Origin of the sequence: Streptomyces sp. NPDC060194, assembly GCF_042728285.1 — a bacterium.
Taxonomy (GTDB): domain Bacteria; phylum Actinomycetota; class Actinomycetes; order Streptomycetales; family Streptomycetaceae; genus Streptomyces.
On sequence record NZ_JBHWZH010000135.1, the window covers coordinates 1 to 15,097 of the forward strand.

Below are 15,097 nucleotides of genomic sequence, written 5' to 3' on the forward strand. Positions count from 1 at the left end.
GGCCGTCACTGCGGCCGGGGGCGGCTCCATAGGTACGCGCGTCTCCCTAGAGGACGGTCTCGGCCTCGGCGTAGCGCTCGGCGGGGACCGTCTTGAGGGTCTCCACGGCCTCGGCGAGCGGCACCATGACGATGTCCGTGCCGCGCAGCGCGGTCAGCATGCCGAACTCGCCGCGGTGCGCCGCCTCCACCGCGTGCCAGCCGAACCGGGTCGCGAGAACGCGGTCGTAGGCGGTGGGGGTCCCGCCGCGCTGGACGTGCCCGAGGATCACCGGGCGGGCCTCCTTGCCGAGGCGCGCCTCCAGCTCGGTGGAGAGCCGGCTCCCGATCCCCGCGAACCGCTCGTGGCCGTAGACGTCGCGGACGCCCTCGTCGAACGGCATGGTGCCCTCGCGCGGCTTCGCGCCCTCGGCGGCGACGACGATCGCGAACTTCTTGCCGGCCGCGAACCGCTGGCCGACCCGCTCCGCCAGCTCGGCGATGTCGAAGGGCCGCTCCGGGACCACGATCGCGTGCGCGCCGGCGGCCATCCCCGAGTGCAGGGCGATCCAGCCGGTGTGCCGCCCCATGACCTCGACGACCAGGACCCGCTGGTGCGACTCCGCGGTCGTCTTCAGCCGGTCGAGCGCCTCGGTGGCGACGCCGACGGCCGTGTCGAAGCCGAAGGTGACGTCCGTGGAGGCGATGTCGTTGTCGATGGTCTTGGGCACCCCGACGATGGGCAGGCCGTTGTCCGAGAGCAGCCGGGCGGCCTTGAGGGTGCCCTCGCCGCCGATCGGGATGATCGCGTCGAGGCCGAGGTCGCGTACGTGGCCCCGGGCCCGCTCGACGCCGTCACGCAGATGCGCGGGCTGGACCCGGGAGGACCCCAGAATCGTTCCGCCACGGGCGAGGATGCCGCCCACGGCGTCGAGGTCGAGCTTGCGGTAGTCGCACTCCAGGAGGCCCTTCCACCCGTCGTGGAAGCCGATCACCTCGTCGCCGTGGTCGACGACGGCGCGGTGGACGACGGAACGGATGACGGCGTTCAGCCCGGGGCAGTCGCCGCCGGAGGTGAGCACACCAATGCGCATGGCCCGAAATACCTTTGCAACGTGGGGCGGGGGGACCGGACCACGTCGTCCGGCTGGTGTCCCCGCCAGCCTACCGGCGGCCCGGGCGGGGCCGGGGCGGCGTCCAGGTGACGGACCCCCGCCCGCCGCCCGCCGTTCGCCGGCGGTTCGGGCGGGCGGCCCTGGGCGCAGGCGGGCGGGCGGCCCTCCGTCGAGGAGAGCGGACGGCCTCCGGTGGGGCGGGCTGGGTGCCCTCGGTTCAGGCGGGCTGGGTGGCCGACGCGATCCGCTCGGCCCGCAGCGCCTCGTACCAGCGGTCGTCGGTGGGCGGCAGCGCGTTCACGTCCAGCGCCAGCTTCAGCAGCAGGTCCGCGATCAGCGGGTTCCGCGCGAGGACCGGACCGTGCATGTACGTGCCGAACACCGTGTCGTTGTACGCGCCCTCGGTGCCGTCCCCGGTGCCGTTGCCCTTGCCCATCCGCACGTGTGCGAACGGCTTGGCGGACGGGCCCAGGTGGGTGATGCCCTGGTGGTTCTCGAAGCCGGTCAGCTGCGGCAGCCCGAGCGGGGAGTCGATGTCGGCGAGGACGTCGCCGACGCACCGCTCGCCCTCGCCGCGGGTGCTGACCACGTCGAGCAGGCCGAGACCCGGCTCGCGCTCGCCGAGGTCGTTGATGAACTCGTGGCCGAGGATCTGGTAGCCGGCGCAGACCGAGAACACGATCGCCCCGTTGGAGACGGCGCGGGAGAGCCCGCCGTCGCGCCGCAGCCGCTCGGCGGCCAGACGCTGCGGGCGGTCCTCGCCGCCGCCGATCAGGTAGATGTCGCCGGAGGTCGGGATCGGCTGGTCGCTGCGCACGTCGAGCCGCGCGACGTCCAGGCCGCGCTGGCGGGCGCGGCGCTCGACGACCAGCGCGTTGCCCTGGTCGCCGTAGGTGCTCAGCAGGTCGGGGTAGACCCACACCAGGCGCAGGCTGTTGTCACTCATCTTCGTCATCCTCAGCGGTCAGTTGCCGACGCGGCGGCGGACGTCCTGGAAGGCGGTGTAGTTGCCGATCATCTCGATCCGGCCGGGCGCGGACCGGGCGACCGCCTCGTCGACGGTGTCGAAGACCTGGAAGTCCAGGCCCGCGACCTCCAGCCGGACGGCGAGGTCGAGCCGGCGGTCGCCGATGACGGCGATCGGGTGACCGGCCAGCCGGGTGTAGTCGACGTCCCACAGCCAGGAGGTGTCCGTGCCGTCGGCGCCGCGGGCGTTGACCGCCAGGATCACCGGGGTGGGCGGCGGGTCGATGAGCGAGAACGTCTCCAGCCAGCCGGCCGGGTTCTTCGCGAGCAGCAGCCGCAGGTCGCGGCCCTGGTACTGCACCACGTCGTAGCGGCCCGCGACGGCCTGCACCTGGTACATGCGCTCCAGGGCGACCTGCGGGGGCACGCCGAAGACGGCGGCGACGGCGGCGGAGGTGGTCGCGTTGGCCTTGTTCGCCCGGCCGGGGAGCTGGAGGTGGATCGGCCAGGCCGAACCGTGCGGGTCGAGGACGTGATCGCCCGTCAGCGCCCAGCTCGGGGTGGGGCGGCGGAAGCCGCACTCGCCGCAGAACCAGTCCTCGCCCGGGCGTTGCATGACACCGCCGCAGGAGGGGCACGACCAGGCGTCGTCCTTCCACTCCTGACCGGCCGCCACCCACACCACGTTCGGCGAGGAGGACGCGGCCCAGACCACCAGCGGGTCGTCGGCGTTGGCGACGACGACGGCCTTCGAGCCGGACAGGCCCTCGCGCCAGTGCTCCGCCAGCATGCGGGTCTCGGCGGCGCGGTCGAGCTGGTCGCGCGAGAGGTTGAGCAGCGCGATCGCCTTGGGGGTCACGTCGCGGGCGACGCCGGCCAGGTACTTCTCGTCGACCTCGATCACGCCGAAGCGGGCGTCGGAGCCACCGGCCAGCGCGGAGGTGATGCCCGCGGGCATGTTCGCGCCGAGCGCGTTGGACACCACCGGGCCGCTGGCCCGCAGCGCCTCGGCGATCAGCCGGGTCGTCGTGGTCTTCCCGTTCGTCGCCGACACCAGGACCACGTCCAGGTGCTGGGCGAGCCGGCCGAGCAGGTCGGGGTCGAGCTTGAGCGCCACCCGGCCGCCGATCACCGAACCGCTGCCTCGGCCCGCCGCGCGCGATGCCGCCGCGACCGCCTTGCCTGCCGTCACGGCCAGCTTGGCCCGCGGCGACAGCGGGTCTGTGTTGCCTGCCATCGTCCCTGATCCTCCTTGCGTCCCGGCTCTGCGGCCTCGGCTCCGGCCTCAGCCTATCGACAGTAGCCCGCGGTCCTGAACTGCGGCTCCTCAGGTTCCCCGCGGCGAGCCGCGCTCCGGCGCCCGCGGAAACCCGCACGTCACAAGGAACGTAGTCTTGCCGCCATGCCACACACGACGATCCCCGGCAGTTCCGGACGGGTCCGGCCCATGAGTCTGCTCGGGGCGACGGAGCTGCACACGCCGTGCGAGGACGTCACCGACTTCGGGCCCTCGCTGGCCGCGCTCGTCGAGGACATGTTCGCGACGATGTACGCCGCCCGGGGGGTCGGGCTCGCCGCGAACCAGATCGGCGTCCCGCTGCGGGTGTTCGTGTACGACTGCCCGGACGACGAGGAACGCCGCCATCTGGGCCATGTGGTCAACCCGCGGCTGGTGGCGGCCGACGGAGGCGCCTACCGAGGGCCCGAGGGGTGCCTGTCGCTGCCGGGCATCGAGGCGGGGACCCCGCGCCACGACCACGCGGTGGTCGAGGGCGTCACGGTCGACGGCGCGCCGGTGACGGTCGCCGGGACGGGCTTCTTCGCACGGTGCCTCCAGCACGAGTGCGACCACCTGGAGGGCCTCGTCTACACCGACCGCCTCACGGGTCTGCGGCGGCGCAGGGCGCTGCGCGCGGCGGGCCGGACGTCCTGGGGGCGTGCGGCCGCCGGGCGGTGAGCGCGGGCGCGGCCGGGCTCAGAAGCCCGGTCCGCCCTCCCGGTCGGCCGCCACGGCCAGCCGGCCCCACAGCAGGTCCGCCAGACTGCGCACCAGCTCCTTGCGGTCGCAGGGCCGTTCGCCGAGCCACCAGTCGCCCGCCGCGAACATCATGCCGACGATGCCGTGGCCCCAGACCCGCGCCCAGACCTCGCCCTCCGGGCTCAGGTCGACGCGCTCGGCGATCACCTTCGCCAGCTCCTCGCCGAGCCGCCGCAGCAGCGGCGCGGTGTGCGGACCGACGTCGATCTTCTGCTCGTCCCCGGCGGCGGTGTCGGTGGGGTGCATCAGGAAGCGGTAGACCTGCGGACGCGCCTCGATCGCGGCGAGGTAGGTGTCCAGCGTCGCCTCGACCCGCTGCCGGCGGTCCGCCGGCGCGTCGAGGGCGGCCCGCAGGGCGCCCAGGAGCGCGTCCGTGTGACGCTGCGCCAGAGCCCGGTAGAGCCCGCCCTTGTCACCGAAGTGGCGGTAGAGGATCGGCTTGGTGATCCCGGCCTCGGCCGCGATCGCGTTCATCGAGGCGCCGGGGCCGTCACGCAGCACCACGCGGTCGGCGGCCTCCAGGAGCTCCCGCCGTCTGTGCTCGGCCGACCGCGCCTGGTCGGACTGCTGTGTGGACTCCATGCCCGGCTCTCCCACCCCTGTGATTCAGTGACGCACCGCGAAACGTAACACCCCGCTCGGACAGCACATCGAACAGGCGGGGGAGTTGACAGCGTTTACCAGCGGGTAACAGACTCTCGTTACTGAAGGTAATGGTTCGGGGAGGGGCACGGCATGGCGGAGTTCACCATGGAGCTGAACGAAGGGCAGCGGGAGATCCGCGACTGGCTCCACGGGTTCGCGGCCGAGGTGATCCGCCCCGCGGCGGCCGAGTGGGACGAGCGCGAGGAAACCCCCTGGCCGATCATCCAGGAGGCCGCGAAGGTCGGCATCTACTCCCTCGACTTCTACGCCCAGCAGTACTTCGACCCCAGCGGCCTCGGTATCCCGGTGGCCATGGAGGAGCTCTTCTGGGGCGACGCGGGCATCGGCCTGTCCATCGTCGGCACCGGCCTCGCCGCCGTGGGCGTGCTCGCCAACGGCACCGAGGAGCAGATCGGCACCTGGATCCCCCAGATGTACGGCGACGCCGCCGACGTCAAGGTCGCCGCCTTCTGCTCCTCCGAGCCCGACGCGGGCTCCGACGTCTCCGCGATGCGCACCCGCGCGGTCTACGAGGAGGCCACCGACGAGTGGGTCCTCAACGGCACCAAGACCTGGGCCACGAACGGCGGCATCGCCAACGTCCACGTCGTCGTCGCGGTCGTCGACCCCGAGCTGGGCTCCAAGGGCCACGCCTCCTTCATCGTCCCGCCGCACACCAAGGGCCTGTCCCAGGGGCAGAAGTTCAAGAAGCACGGCATCCGCGCCTCGCACACCGCGGAGGTCGTCCTGGAGGACGTCCGGCTGCCGGGTCACTGCCTGCTCGGCGGCAAGGAGAAGCTCGACGAGCGCCTCGCCCGCGCCCGGGAGCGCGTCAAGGCCGGCGGGGAGCGCGTGAAGAACGCCGCCATGGCCACCTTCGAGGCATCCCGGCCCGCCGTCGGCGCCATGGCCGTGGGCACCGCCCGCGCCGCCTACGAGGAGGCCCTGGAGTACGCGAAGACGCGCACCCAGTTCGGCCGGCCCATCATCGACAACCAGGGCGTCGCCTTCCAGCTCGCCGACATGCGCACCCAGGTCGACGCCGCCCGGCTCCTCGTCTGGCGCGCCTCCTGGATGGCCACCACGGGCAAGCCCTTCACCTCGGCCGAGGGCTCGATGTCCAAGCTGTACGCGAGCGAGACCGCGAAGAAGGTCACCGCGCAGGCGCTCCAGATCCTCGGCGGCAACGGCTACACCCGCGAGTACCCGGTGGAGCGGATGCACCGCGACGCCGCCATTTATACGATTTTCGAAGGGACGAGCGAGATCCAGCGGCTGGTCATCGCCCGCACCCTGTCCGGACTGCCGATCCGCTGATCGCGTCCCCCGAACCGCGCTGCCCCGTCCTCTTGTGGGAGAGAGTACGGGGCAGTGCGCTGTCCTGGTGCCGTCGCCGGCTCAGGCGGGGAGCTGGGCCTCGATGGAGGCGATGACCTCCGGTGCCTCAGGCTCGGTGGCCGGCCGGAACCGGCCGACGATCTCACCGGTAGGGCTGATCATGAACTTTTCGAAGTTCCATTGAATGTCTCCCGCCTCGCCCTCCGCGTCCGCGTGCCGGGTCAGCTCCGCGTACAGCGGGTGCCGGTCGTCACCGTTGACGTCCAGCTTCTCCAGGAGCGGGAACGTCGCCCCGTAGGTGGTCGAGCAGAACGTCCGGATCTCCTCGGCGGTGCCCGGCTCCTGCCCGCCGAACTGGTTGCAGGGCGCGCCCACGACGGTGAAGCCGCGCGGGCCGTAGGTCTGCTGGAGGCGCTCCAGGCCCTCGTACTGCGGGGTGAGACCGCACTTGGAGGCGACGTTGACGAGCAGGACCGCGTTGCCCTTGAACGCGCCGAGCGTGGTGGGTTCGCCGGTGAGGGTGCGCAGGGGGATGTCGTAGAGGGTCATGCGGTCAGCGTCTCACGCTACGGCCGTCCTCAGGCGTCGCGGCGGACGGCGAGCGCGAGGAAGCGGTCGTCCTCGTCCGTGTAGGACGTCAGATGCCAGCCCGCCGCGGAGAGCACGGGCCGCAGCCGGGGTTCGGCCCGCAGGTCGTCCGGGGTGAGCGGGCGGCCGTGCCGGGCGGCGAGGGCGGCCCGGCCGACGGGGTGGAAGAGGGCGAGCAGGCCGCCCGGCCGGACGACCCGCGCCAGCTCCGCGAGGTCCTCGACGGGCCGGGCGAGATGCGAGACGAGACCGGCGCCGAAGACCGCGTCCAAGGACCCGCTGCGCAACGGCAGCCGCCCCACGTCCGCCAGCACGAGGCCGGCCGCGCGGACCGCCGCCGCGAGCATCTCGGGGGTGACGTCGACGCCGACCACCACGCCGGACGGGCCGACCGCCTCCCTGAGGGCGGGCAGTGCACGCCCCGTCCCGCAGCCGGCGTCCAGGACGCGGTCTCCCGGCCGCAGACCCGACTGCTCGATCGCGGCCTCGTAGGCGGGGCCGTCGTCAGGGAAGCGGGTGTCCCACGCGGCGGCACGGGACCCGAAGAACTCCTGGACGCGGGTGCGGTCTTCGCTCATGCGCGCCATGATTCCGCACCCCTGGACGGTCGACGACCCGGCCCTGTGGGCGGTTCCGGAAGCACGGCGATCCCTTCCGCGCGCGAAAGCGGGCTCGATGCGCCGGTCCCGGAGGTTTTCGAACAGCGCCCCCAGGACGTGCCCCGCTCGGTACTAGCGTCCCTGACCCATGGGAGCCACGGGACCGCCGGACTCACGACGACAGGGGACGCGCGATGGCAGGGGGAACGCGATGGCCCCACCCGTGACCGGCGGCAGCCGGACGTCCACCGGCGACGCCCCCTCCGCAACCGGCGGCGGCCAGTGGTACGACGCCGACGCCGGCCCGCTGATCCGGCCGTACGCCGCCACGAGAGCCGTCACGGAACCCGCTCCGGAGGCCGCCGCCCTCGATCTGGTCGCGTCGGTCGCCGCCCGCGAGCCCGGCGCGGGGCCGGCCGACGGCGCCGTCCTGGGATCGGAGCACCTGGCCCTGCTGCGGTTGTGCGCCCACGGCCCCCGAGCGCTCGCGGAACTGGCCGCGGAGTCCGACCTGCCGGCGGGTGCGGTCCGGGTCCTGGTGAGCGACCTGGTGGCGTCCGGGCACGTCACCGTCCACGCGGTCGCGCCGGCCGCGCGCCTCTTCGACGAAGCGATCCTGATGGAGGTCATCGATGGACTCCGAGCGCTCTGACGACGCCGACGGGGACGCGGGCGTCCTCGCGCTCAAGATCCTGGTCGCCGGCGGCTTCGGGGTGGGCAAGACCACGCTGGTCGGAGCGCTGAGCGAGATACGCCCGCTGCGCACCGAGGAGCACCTCAGCGAGGCCGGCGAGCACGTCGACGACACCTCAGGCGTCGACCGCAAGACGTCGACCACCGTGGCCATGGACTTCGGCCGCATCACCATCCGCCCCGGGCTCTCGCTGTACCTGTTCGGCACCCCCGGGCAGGACCGGTTCTGGTTCCTGTGGGACGAGTTGTCGCACGGGGCGCTGGGCGCGGTGGTCCTCGCGGACACCCGCCGGCTCGAGGACTGCTTCCCCGCCGTGGACTACTTCGAGCGCCGCCGCATCCCCTTCGTGGTCGCCGTGAACTGCTTCGCGGGCGCGCGCGGTTACGGGGCCACGGACGTCTCCCGCGCACTGGACCTGGAGCGGGGCACCCCGGTGGTGCTCTGCGACGCGCGGGACCGCGACTCCGGCAAGGAGGTGCTGGTCCGGCTCGTCGAGTACGCCGGGCGGATGCACACCGCCCGGCTGCTCGACTCGGTGGGTGGCTGACGGGGTCGGTGGGGCTGACGGGAGTACGGCGGCTGACGGGGTCACCGCGGCTGAGGGGGCGGTGCGGCTGCCCGCCCCGGTGGGGCGCCGAGACGGTCAGTCGGCGACGTCCGCCATCGCCAGCACCTTGTCGATCCTGACCCGCACGAGCAGCTCGCCGGGCACGCCGTTCCGCTCCCCGAACTCCTCCGCCCGGTCCGCCCCCATGTACCGGCCGCCGATGCGAGCCGCCCACGTCCGCACCTCGGCGAGGTCCTCGCTCAGCTCCGCCCGGCCCTGGAGCACCACGAAGGAGAACGGCGGCCGGTCGTCGTCCACGCAGACCGCCACCCGGCCGTCGCGGGCGAGGTTGCGGCCCTTGACGGTGTCCCTGCCGGTGTTGAACACGAGGTCGTCGCCGTCGAGGAGGAACCAGACGGGGGCGACGTGCGGGCTCCCGTCGGCGCGCACGGTGGTGAGTTTGGCGGTACGGGTGCCCTCGCTGACGAAGGACCGCCACTGTTCCCGGTTCATCTTCTGTGCCATGCCCCCATCCTGGTTGCCCGGAGGCCCTTCGTGGTGAAGGCTGGCGGCACCACAGGAGCGGGGAGGGGCGGAACATGAACCAGGCATCCGGACTCGGCTGGTTGCTCGACGATCTCACCCAGCGGGTCCCGCACGTCCGGCACGCGCTGGTGCTGTCCGACGACGGCCTGGTGACCGGGGCCAGTTCGTCCCTGGCCCGCGAGGACGCCGAGCACCTGGCCGCGGTCTCCTCGGGCCTGCACAGCCTGGCGAAGGGCTCGGGGCGGCACTTCGGGGCGGGCCGGGTCCGGCAGACCATGATCGAGTTCGACGACGCCGTCCTGTTCGTCACCGCCGCCGGGGACGGCAGCTGCCTGTGCCTGCTCAGCGCCGCCGAGGCCGACATCGGCCAGGTCGCCTACGAGATGACGCTGCTCGTGAACCGGGTCGGCGAGCATCTCACCGTCGGCGCGCGGCGGCCCGGGGCGGCCGCCGACCTCTGAGCGGCGTCACCCTCGCGGGGGGCCGAGTTGTCCACAGGGGCGGCTCGGCCCACAACCTCCGGCAGGTGTTGCCACTCCGGCCTACGGTCGTCACCGAGAGTGGTCAGCGAGTCGCGGGAGGAACGCCATGACGATCGGAACCAGGAACGACAGCGGGGCACAGGCCGGCCGGACGCTGCTGAGCGCGGGCCGCGCGGCCGGAGAACTGGGCCTCGGCACCGGCGAGTTGGAGCTCGCGATCGACCTCGGGCGGATCCGCGCCGAACCGTGGACGAGCGGACGGCCGAAGGTGGCACGCGCCGAGGTGGCCAGGGTGCGCGCCGACCCGGACTTCCCCGACGGCCTGCGGGAGGGCATCCGCACCGTCGGCACCGCGGAGGGCGCCGACGCCATGGGCGTCACCCCGGCCCGGTTCGCCAAGCTGGCCCGCCTCGGCTGCCTCGAACCGGTCTCCTTCTACTGCAACCGCTACGGAGCCGTCGTGTGGCTCTACCTGGCCCGGGAGCTGGAGGCCTTCGCCGCCGAGCACCCCGAGTTGCTCACCGGCCGACTGCCCACCCCCATGCGCGAGAAGCTGGACACGGGGCACGACGGAAGGCCCCGATCCTGGCGGCAGCGCCGCGCCGGGCAGCTCCTGAACCGCTCGGACGACCCCTGGCACACCGCCGCGGTCATGGCGGCGATGCTGGACGCGGAGGCCCTCGCCCTGGTCGCCCGGGACCCGATCGACCGCAAGCGGCTGCGCGAGCTTCGGCCGCGCCTCGTGCCGGGCCGCTCGGAGACGTCCACGGGCGACACCGCCCGCCGGCTGTTCCTCGCCGAGGACCGCGAGGAGCTCCTGTGGGCCCGCACCGTGATCGGCCTGCGCCTGCAGGTCCTCAGGGAAGCCGAGGCGGCCGCCCTGCCCGAGAGCCCGCCCGCGCCTGTGGACGCCGGTGACGGACCGGCCGGTGCGCACCGGGAGCAGCTCGGCCGCGAGACGTCCGAAGCCCCGCCGGCGCCCCGGCCCGAGGCGGCGCCGCCGTTGTCCGCGCCTGAGCCGGTGCCGGCGGGCGCCGCCCGAATGCCGGCACCGGCCCGCTCCTCCTCCGGCCTGCTGGGCCTGTTGCGCAGGGCGCGCAGACAGCCCCTCGTCGGGCGCTACGCGCCGCCCGGGCCACCCCGCTCGATCGGCCGGAAGAGCCCCTCCTGCACGACGGAGACGAGGAGCCGGCCCTCGCGGTCGTAGATGCGGCCCCGGGCGAGGCCCCGGCCGCCCACGGCGATGGGGGACTCCTGGTCGTACAGGAACCACTCGTCGGCCCGGAACGGGCGGTGGAACCACATCGCGTGGTCGAGGGAGGCCATGTCGAAGCCGCGCGGGCCCCAGAGCGGCTCGACGGGGATGCGCACGGCGTCCAGGAGCGTCATGTCGCTGGCGTAGGTGAGGGCGCAGGTGTGCACCAGCGGGTCGTCGCCGAGCGGGGCGACGGCGCGCATCCACACCGCGCTGCGCGGGTCCGCGTCCTTGAGCTCCTCCCGGGTCCAGCGCAGCCGGTCGACGTAGCGGAGGTCGAAGGCCATCCGGCGGGCCATCCGCTCCAGCGCCTCGGGCATCGCCCCGAGGTGGGCGCGGATCTCGTCGGCGACAGCGGGGAGGGACTCGGGGTCGGGGAAGTCGAGGCGGGGCGGGAGCTGGTGCTCGAAACCGGCCTCCTCGGGACGGTGGAAGGAGGCGGTGAGATTGAAGATCGTGCGGCCCTGCTGGATCGCGGTGACCCGGCGGGTGGTGAAGGAGCGGCCGTCCCTGACCCGCTCGACCTGGTACACGATCGGCACCCCGGGACGGCCCGGGCGCAGGAAGTACGCGTGCAGCGAGTGCACCGGGCGCGCGCCGTCGGTGGTGCGGCCGGCCGCGACCAGGGCCTGGCCGGCCACCTGCCCGCCGAAGACCCGCTGCAGGGACTCCTCGGGGCTGTGGCCGCGGAAGATGTCGACCTCGATCTGCTCCAGGTCGAGGAGGTCGACGAGTTGCTCGGCGGGATTGGTCATGGGTGGTTCGCTGCTCCTGAGGGGTGGCCCGAAGAACGGAGGAGGGTCGGTGGGGTGGAAGGGCTCAGAGCTGGCCGACGGACGTGACCCGCACGACCGCGCGGCCCTCGGCGTCCGAGGCGGTCAGGTCGACCTCGGCGCTGATGCCCCAGTCATGGTCGCCGTCGGGGTCGGCGAAGGTCTGCCGGACGCGCCACAGCCGGTCCGCGGGCCGCTCCTCGATCCGCAGCAGCTTCGGTCCGCGGGCGTCGGGGCCGGTGCCGAGGTCGTCGTACTCGTCCCAGTAGCCGTCCATGGCCTCGGCCCAGGCGTCCTCGTCCCAGCCGGACTCGGCGTCCAGCTCGCCGAGGGCGGCCACGTTGTCGAGCGCGGCGAGCTCCACCCGGCGGAACATGGCGTTGCGGACCAGGACCCGGAACGCGCGCTGGTTGGCCGTGACCGGCTTGACCTCGTCGGCCTTCTCCTGCGCCTGCTCGGCCGTCTCCAGCTCGGGGTTGGCCAGCTGCTCCCACTCGTCGAGCAGGCTGGAGTCGACCTGCCGCACCAGCTCGCCGAGCCAGGCGATGAGGTCCTCCAGGTCCTCCGACTTCAGGTCGTCGGGGACGGTGTGCTCCAGCGCCTTGTACGCGCTCGCCAGGTACCGGAGCACGATGCCCTCGGTGCGCGCCAGCTCGTAGTGCGAGGTCAGCTCGGCGAACGTCATCGCCCGCTCGTACATGTCCCGGATGACGGACTTCGGGGACAGCGGGTGGTCGCCGACCCAGGGGTGGCTCTTGCGGTAGACGTTGTAGGCGTGGAGGAGCAGCTCCTCCAGCGGCTTGGGGTAGGTGACGTCCTGGAGCCGCTCCATCCGCTCCTCGTACTCGACGCCGTCGGCCTTCATGAGCGCGACCGCCTCGCCGCGCGCCTTGTTCTGCTGCGCGGCCAGGATCTGCCGGGGGTCGTCCAGCGTCGACTCCACCACCGAGACCATGTCCAGGGCGTAGGACGGCGATTCGGGGTCCAGGAGGTCGAACGCGGCGAGCGCGAACGTGGACAGCGGCTGGTTGAGGGCGAAGTTCTGCTGCAGGTCCACCGTGAGGCGGACGATGCGCCCCTCCGCGTCGGGCGTCTCGAGCCGTTCGACGACCCCGCCGTCGACCAGCGAGCGGTAGATGGCGATGGCCCGGCGGATGTGCCGCAGCTGGGCCTTGCGCGGCTCGTGGTTGTCCTCCAGGAGCTTGCGCATCGCCTCGAAGGCGTTGCCCGGCCGGGCGATGACCGACAGGAGCATGGTGTGGGTGACCCGGAACCGGGACGTCAGCGGCTCGGGTTCGGAGCCGATGAGCTTATCGAAGGTGTTCTCCGTCCAGGCGACGAACCCCTCCGGCGCCTTCTTGCGGACCACCTTGCGGCGCTTCTTCGGGTCGTCGCCCGCCTTCGCCAGCGCCTTCTCGTTCTCCACCACGTGCTCGGGCGCCTGCGCCACCACGAAGCCCGCGGTGTCGAAGCCGGCCCGGCCGGCCCGACCGGCGATCTGGTGGAACTCCCGGGCCCGCAGGGTGCGCACCCGGGTGCCGTCGTACTTGGTCAGCGCGGTGAACAACACCGTGCGGATGGGCACGTTGACGCCGACGCCGAGGGTGTCCGTACCGCAGATCACCTTGAGCAGACCGGCCTGGGCGAGCTTCTCCACCAGCCGCCGGTACTTCGGCAGCATCCCCGCGTGGTGCACGCCGATGCCGTGCCGCACGTAGCGGGAGAGGTTGCGGCCGAAGGTCGTGGTGAACCGGAAGTTGCCGATCAGGTCGGCGATCCGGTCCTTCTCCTCGCGGGAGCACATGTTGATGCTCATCAGCGACTGCGCCCGCTCGACGGCCTGCGCCTGGGTGAAGTGCACGATGTAGACCGGCGACTGCCGGGTGTCGAGCAGCTCGGTCAGCGTCTCGGTGATCGGCGTGAGCCGGTACTCGTAGCTCAGCGGCACCGGCCGGGTCGCGGAGCGCACGACGGCGGTGGGCCGGCCGGTCCTGCGGGTCAGGTCCTTCTCGAACATCGAGACGTCGCCGAGCGTCGCCGACATCAGCACGAACTGCGCCTGCGGCAGCTCCAGGATCGGGATCTGCCAGGCCCAGCCGCGGTCGCCCTCGGCGTAGAAGTGGAACTCGTCCATCACGACCTGGCCGACGTCCGCGTCCTTGCCGTCGCGCAGCGCGATCGAGGCGAGCACCTCGGCGGTGCAGCAGATGACCGGGGCGTCGGCGTTCACGGAGGCGTCGCCGGTCAGCATCCCGACGTTCTCGGTGCCGAACAACTTGCACAGGTCGAAGAACTTCTCCGACACCAGCGCCTTGATCGGCGCGGTGTAGAAGGTGACCTTGTCCTGGGCGAGCGCGGCGAAGTGCGCGCCCGCCGCGACCAGGCTCTTGCCGGACCCGGTAGGGGTGGAGAGGATGACGTTGGCCCCCGTGACCACCTCCATCAGCGCCTCCTCCTGAGCCGGATAGAGCGTGATCCCGCGCTCCTCGGTCCACGAGGAGAAGGCCTCGAAGAGGGCATCGGGGTCGGCGTCCGGCGGCAGCTGATCGATAAGGGTCACACCCCCATCTTGCCTGCCCTCGGACCCGATCGGAGAACCGGACGGCGGCACGAAGATCACGACGGCTACGCTGGGCCGTCGACCGGACGTCAAGTGGGCTCCGGGATCAGCGACATCGGGGGCGGGGAGCGCATCATGATGGGTCCGGCACACTCACTGTCGGGGGCCGCGGCCTGGCTCGGCGCGGGCGCGCTGGCGGCCGCCACCGGTCACACCATGCCGTGGCCCGTGCTCGTCGTCGGTGCACTGGTCAGCGCGGGCGCCGCGCTCGCGCCGGACCTGGACCACAAGTCGGCGACGATCTCCCGCGCCTTCGGACCCGTCTCCCGGGCGCTGTGCGGCATCACCGACCGGATCTCGTTCAGCGTGTACAAGGCGACCCGGAAGAAGGGCGACCCGAGCCGTTCCGGCGGCCACCGCACCCTGACCCACACCTGGCTCTTCGCCGTCCTGATGGGCGCCGCCTGCTCGGCCGCGGCCGTCCTCGGCGGCCGGTGGGCCGTCCTGGGCCTCCTCTTCGTCCACCTGGTGCTCGCCGTCGAGGGGCTGCTGTGGCGGGCGGCGCGGGTCTCCAGCGACGTACTCGTCTGGCTGCTCGGCGCGACCGGGGCCTGGCTGCTCACGGACATCCTGAGCCGGTCGGGCAACGGCGCGAGCTGGTACTTCGACCAGCCGGGCCAGGAGTACATGTGGCTGGGGCTGCCGATCGTGCTGGGCGCCCTGGTGCACGACATCGGGGACGCGCTGACGGTCTCCGGCTGCCCCGTCCTGTGGCCGATCCCCGTCGGACGGAAGCGCTGGTACCCGCTGGGGCCGCCGAAGTTCATGCGGTTCCGGGCCGGCAGCTGGGTCGAGATCAAGGTCCTGATGCCGTTGTTCATGCTGGCCGGCGGAGTCGGCGGGGTCTTCGCCCTCAACCTCATATGAACGGCTCGGGCCGTCCGCACCGCCGGCCTGCCCGAGCACCTCTTCC

The 15,097-nt window shown here is 72.8% G+C and carries 16 protein-coding genes; 7 read left to right on the forward strand and 9 right to left on the reverse strand.

Annotated elements, in window-relative coordinates:
• Positions 1-46: 46 nt before the first annotated feature.
• The 3 genes from ACFWEG_RS23630 to ACFWEG_RS23640 all read right to left on the reverse strand — a co-directional run bounded on the left by ACFWEG_RS23630 (position 47) and on the right by ACFWEG_RS23640 (position 3,296).
• Entirely contained in the window at positions 47-1,072 is a 1,026-nt protein-coding gene (locus tag ACFWEG_RS23630; protein ID WP_387218545.1) for a 6-phosphofructokinase, read from the reverse strand.
• Positions 1,073-1,310: 238 nt separating this feature from the next.
• On the reverse strand, positions 1,311-2,039 hold the full coding sequence (locus ACFWEG_RS23635; protein ID WP_387218548.1) for a type 1 glutamine amidotransferase: 729 nt from the start codon (positions 2,037-2,039) through the stop codon (positions 1,311-1,313).
• A gap of 18 nt (positions 2,040-2,057) precedes the next feature.
• The gene (locus ACFWEG_RS23640; protein ID WP_387218551.1) at positions 2,058-3,296 is read right to left on the reverse strand and encodes a MurT ligase domain-containing protein; all 1,239 of its coding nucleotides are present in this window, start codon (positions 3,294-3,296) and stop codon (positions 2,058-2,060) included.
• Between the two features lie 165 nt (positions 3,297-3,461).
• Between ACFWEG_RS23640 and def the strand changes: the two genes are divergently transcribed.
• Positions 3,462-4,016 (forward strand): peptide deformylase, encoded by a 555-nt coding sequence (gene def, locus ACFWEG_RS23645; RefSeq protein ID WP_387218554.1) that lies wholly within the window; start codon positions 3,462-3,464, stop codon positions 4,014-4,016.
• A gap of 18 nt (positions 4,017-4,034) precedes the next feature.
• Here the strand turns inward: def and ACFWEG_RS23650 are convergent, their stop codons facing one another.
• Positions 4,035-4,679 (reverse strand): TetR family transcriptional regulator, encoded by a 645-nt coding sequence (locus tag ACFWEG_RS23650; RefSeq protein WP_387218556.1) that lies wholly within the window; start codon positions 4,677-4,679, stop codon positions 4,035-4,037.
• 153 nt (positions 4,680-4,832) lie between these two features.
• Here ACFWEG_RS23650 and ACFWEG_RS23655 point away from each other — a divergent pair, with 153 nt between their 5' ends.
• Positions 4,833-6,059, forward strand: a complete 1,227-nt coding sequence (locus ACFWEG_RS23655; protein WP_387218559.1) for an acyl-CoA dehydrogenase family protein — start codon at positions 4,833-4,835, stop codon at positions 6,057-6,059.
• A gap of 81 nt (positions 6,060-6,140) precedes the next feature.
• On the opposite strand, the gene ACFWEG_RS23660 is transcribed toward ACFWEG_RS23655, so the two are convergent.
• Together ACFWEG_RS23660 and ACFWEG_RS23665 are read right to left on the reverse strand one after the other, a co-directional pair.
• A complete protein-coding gene (locus ACFWEG_RS23660) occupies positions 6,141-6,629 on the reverse strand; it encodes a glutathione peroxidase (protein WP_387218562.1) in 489 nt (162 codons plus the stop codon).
• Between the two features lie 29 nt (positions 6,630-6,658).
• Entirely contained in the window at positions 6,659-7,246 is a 588-nt protein-coding gene (locus ACFWEG_RS23665; RefSeq protein WP_387218564.1) for a class I SAM-dependent methyltransferase, read from the reverse strand.
• Between the two features lie 232 nt (positions 7,247-7,478).
• On the opposite strand from ACFWEG_RS23665, the gene ACFWEG_RS23670 reads away from it, so the two are divergent.
• Together ACFWEG_RS23670 and ACFWEG_RS23675 are read left to right on the forward strand one after the other, a co-directional pair.
• Entirely contained in the window at positions 7,479-7,919 is a 441-nt protein-coding gene (locus ACFWEG_RS23670; RefSeq protein WP_387218566.1) for a DUF742 domain-containing protein, read from the forward strand.
• On the forward strand, positions 7,900-8,508 hold the full coding sequence (locus ACFWEG_RS23675; protein ID WP_387218568.1) for an ATP/GTP-binding protein: 609 nt from the start codon (positions 7,900-7,902) through the stop codon (positions 8,506-8,508). Before ACFWEG_RS23670 ends, ACFWEG_RS23675 begins: the two co-directional genes overlap by 20 nt.
• A gap of 96 nt (positions 8,509-8,604) precedes the next feature.
• Here ACFWEG_RS23675 and ACFWEG_RS23680 read toward each other — a convergent pair whose 3' ends face one another.
• On the reverse strand, positions 8,605-9,033 hold the full coding sequence (locus tag ACFWEG_RS23680) for a PPOX class F420-dependent oxidoreductase (protein ID WP_387218571.1): 429 nt from the start codon (positions 9,031-9,033) through the stop codon (positions 8,605-8,607).
• A gap of 74 nt (positions 9,034-9,107) precedes the next feature.
• Between ACFWEG_RS23680 and ACFWEG_RS23685 the strand changes: the two genes are divergently transcribed.
• Both ACFWEG_RS23685 and ACFWEG_RS23690 read left to right on the forward strand, forming a co-directional pair.
• The gene (locus ACFWEG_RS23685; protein ID WP_387218574.1) at positions 9,108-9,515 is read left to right on the forward strand and encodes a roadblock/LC7 domain-containing protein; all 408 of its coding nucleotides are present in this window, start codon (positions 9,108-9,110) and stop codon (positions 9,513-9,515) included.
• A 127-nt stretch (positions 9,516-9,642) separates the two neighbouring features.
• Positions 9,643-10,743, forward strand: a complete 1,101-nt coding sequence (locus tag ACFWEG_RS23690; RefSeq protein ID WP_387218576.1) for a DUF6397 family protein — start codon at positions 9,643-9,645, stop codon at positions 10,741-10,743.
• On the opposite strand, the gene ACFWEG_RS23695 is transcribed toward ACFWEG_RS23690, so the two are convergent.
• On the reverse strand, positions 10,656-11,546 hold the full coding sequence (locus tag ACFWEG_RS23695; protein WP_387218579.1) for an acyl-CoA thioesterase: 891 nt from the start codon (positions 11,544-11,546) through the stop codon (positions 10,656-10,658). The two genes, ACFWEG_RS23690 and ACFWEG_RS23695, sit on opposite strands and share 88 nt — an antisense overlap.
• Before the next feature lie 64 nt (positions 11,547-11,610).
• The gene (locus ACFWEG_RS23700) at positions 11,611-14,184 is read right to left on the reverse strand and encodes a DEAD/DEAH box helicase (protein WP_387218581.1); all 2,574 of its coding nucleotides are present in this window, start codon (positions 14,182-14,184) and stop codon (positions 11,611-11,613) included.
• Between the two features lie 75 nt (positions 14,185-14,259).
• Here ACFWEG_RS23700 and ACFWEG_RS23705 point away from each other — a divergent pair, with 75 nt between their 5' ends.
• Positions 14,260-15,051, forward strand: coding sequence for a metal-dependent hydrolase (locus ACFWEG_RS23705; RefSeq protein ID WP_387218583.1), 792 nt, complete (start codon positions 14,260-14,262; stop codon positions 15,049-15,051).
• The last annotated feature ends 46 nt before the right edge of the window (positions 15,052-15,097 follow it).

Excerpts from the sequence above, each read along its gene's own strand:
- ACFWEG_RS23630 (WP_387218545.1), bottom strand. The coding sequence starts at position 1,072 with ATGCGCATTGGTGTGCTCACCTCCGGCGGCGACTGCCCCGGGCTGAAC.
- ACFWEG_RS23635 (WP_387218548.1), bottom strand. The coding sequence starts at position 2,039 with ATGAGTGACAACAGCCTGCGCCTGGTGTGGGTCTACCCCGACCTGCTG.
- ACFWEG_RS23640 (WP_387218551.1), bottom strand. The coding sequence starts at position 3,296 with ATGGCAGGCAACACAGACCCGCTGTCGCCGCGGGCCAAGCTGGCCGTG.
- def (WP_387218554.1), top strand. The coding sequence starts at position 3,462 with ATGCCACACACGACGATCCCCGGCAGTTCCGGACGGGTCCGGCCCATG.
- ACFWEG_RS23650 (WP_387218556.1), bottom strand. The coding sequence starts at position 4,679 with ATGGAGTCCACACAGCAGTCCGACCAGGCGCGGTCGGCCGAGCACAGA.
- ACFWEG_RS23655 (WP_387218559.1), top strand. The coding sequence starts at position 4,833 with ATGGCGGAGTTCACCATGGAGCTGAACGAAGGGCAGCGGGAGATCCGC.
- ACFWEG_RS23660 (WP_387218562.1), bottom strand. The coding sequence starts at position 6,629 with ATGACCCTCTACGACATCCCCCTGCGCACCCTCACCGGCGAACCCACC.
- ACFWEG_RS23665 (WP_387218564.1), bottom strand. The coding sequence starts at position 7,246 with ATGAGCGAAGACCGCACCCGCGTCCAGGAGTTCTTCGGGTCCCGTGCC.
- ACFWEG_RS23670 (WP_387218566.1), top strand. The coding sequence starts at position 7,479 with ATGGCCCCACCCGTGACCGGCGGCAGCCGGACGTCCACCGGCGACGCC.
- ACFWEG_RS23675 (WP_387218568.1), top strand. The coding sequence starts at position 7,900 with ATGGACTCCGAGCGCTCTGACGACGCCGACGGGGACGCGGGCGTCCTC.
- ACFWEG_RS23680 (WP_387218571.1), bottom strand. The coding sequence starts at position 9,033 with ATGGCACAGAAGATGAACCGGGAACAGTGGCGGTCCTTCGTCAGCGAG.
- ACFWEG_RS23685 (WP_387218574.1), top strand. The coding sequence starts at position 9,108 with ATGAACCAGGCATCCGGACTCGGCTGGTTGCTCGACGATCTCACCCAG.
- ACFWEG_RS23690 (WP_387218576.1), top strand. The coding sequence starts at position 9,643 with ATGACGATCGGAACCAGGAACGACAGCGGGGCACAGGCCGGCCGGACG.
- ACFWEG_RS23695 (WP_387218579.1), bottom strand. The coding sequence starts at position 11,546 with ATGACCAATCCCGCCGAGCAACTCGTCGACCTCCTCGACCTGGAGCAG.
- ACFWEG_RS23705 (WP_387218583.1), top strand. The coding sequence starts at position 14,260 with ATGATGGGTCCGGCACACTCACTGTCGGGGGCCGCGGCCTGGCTCGGC.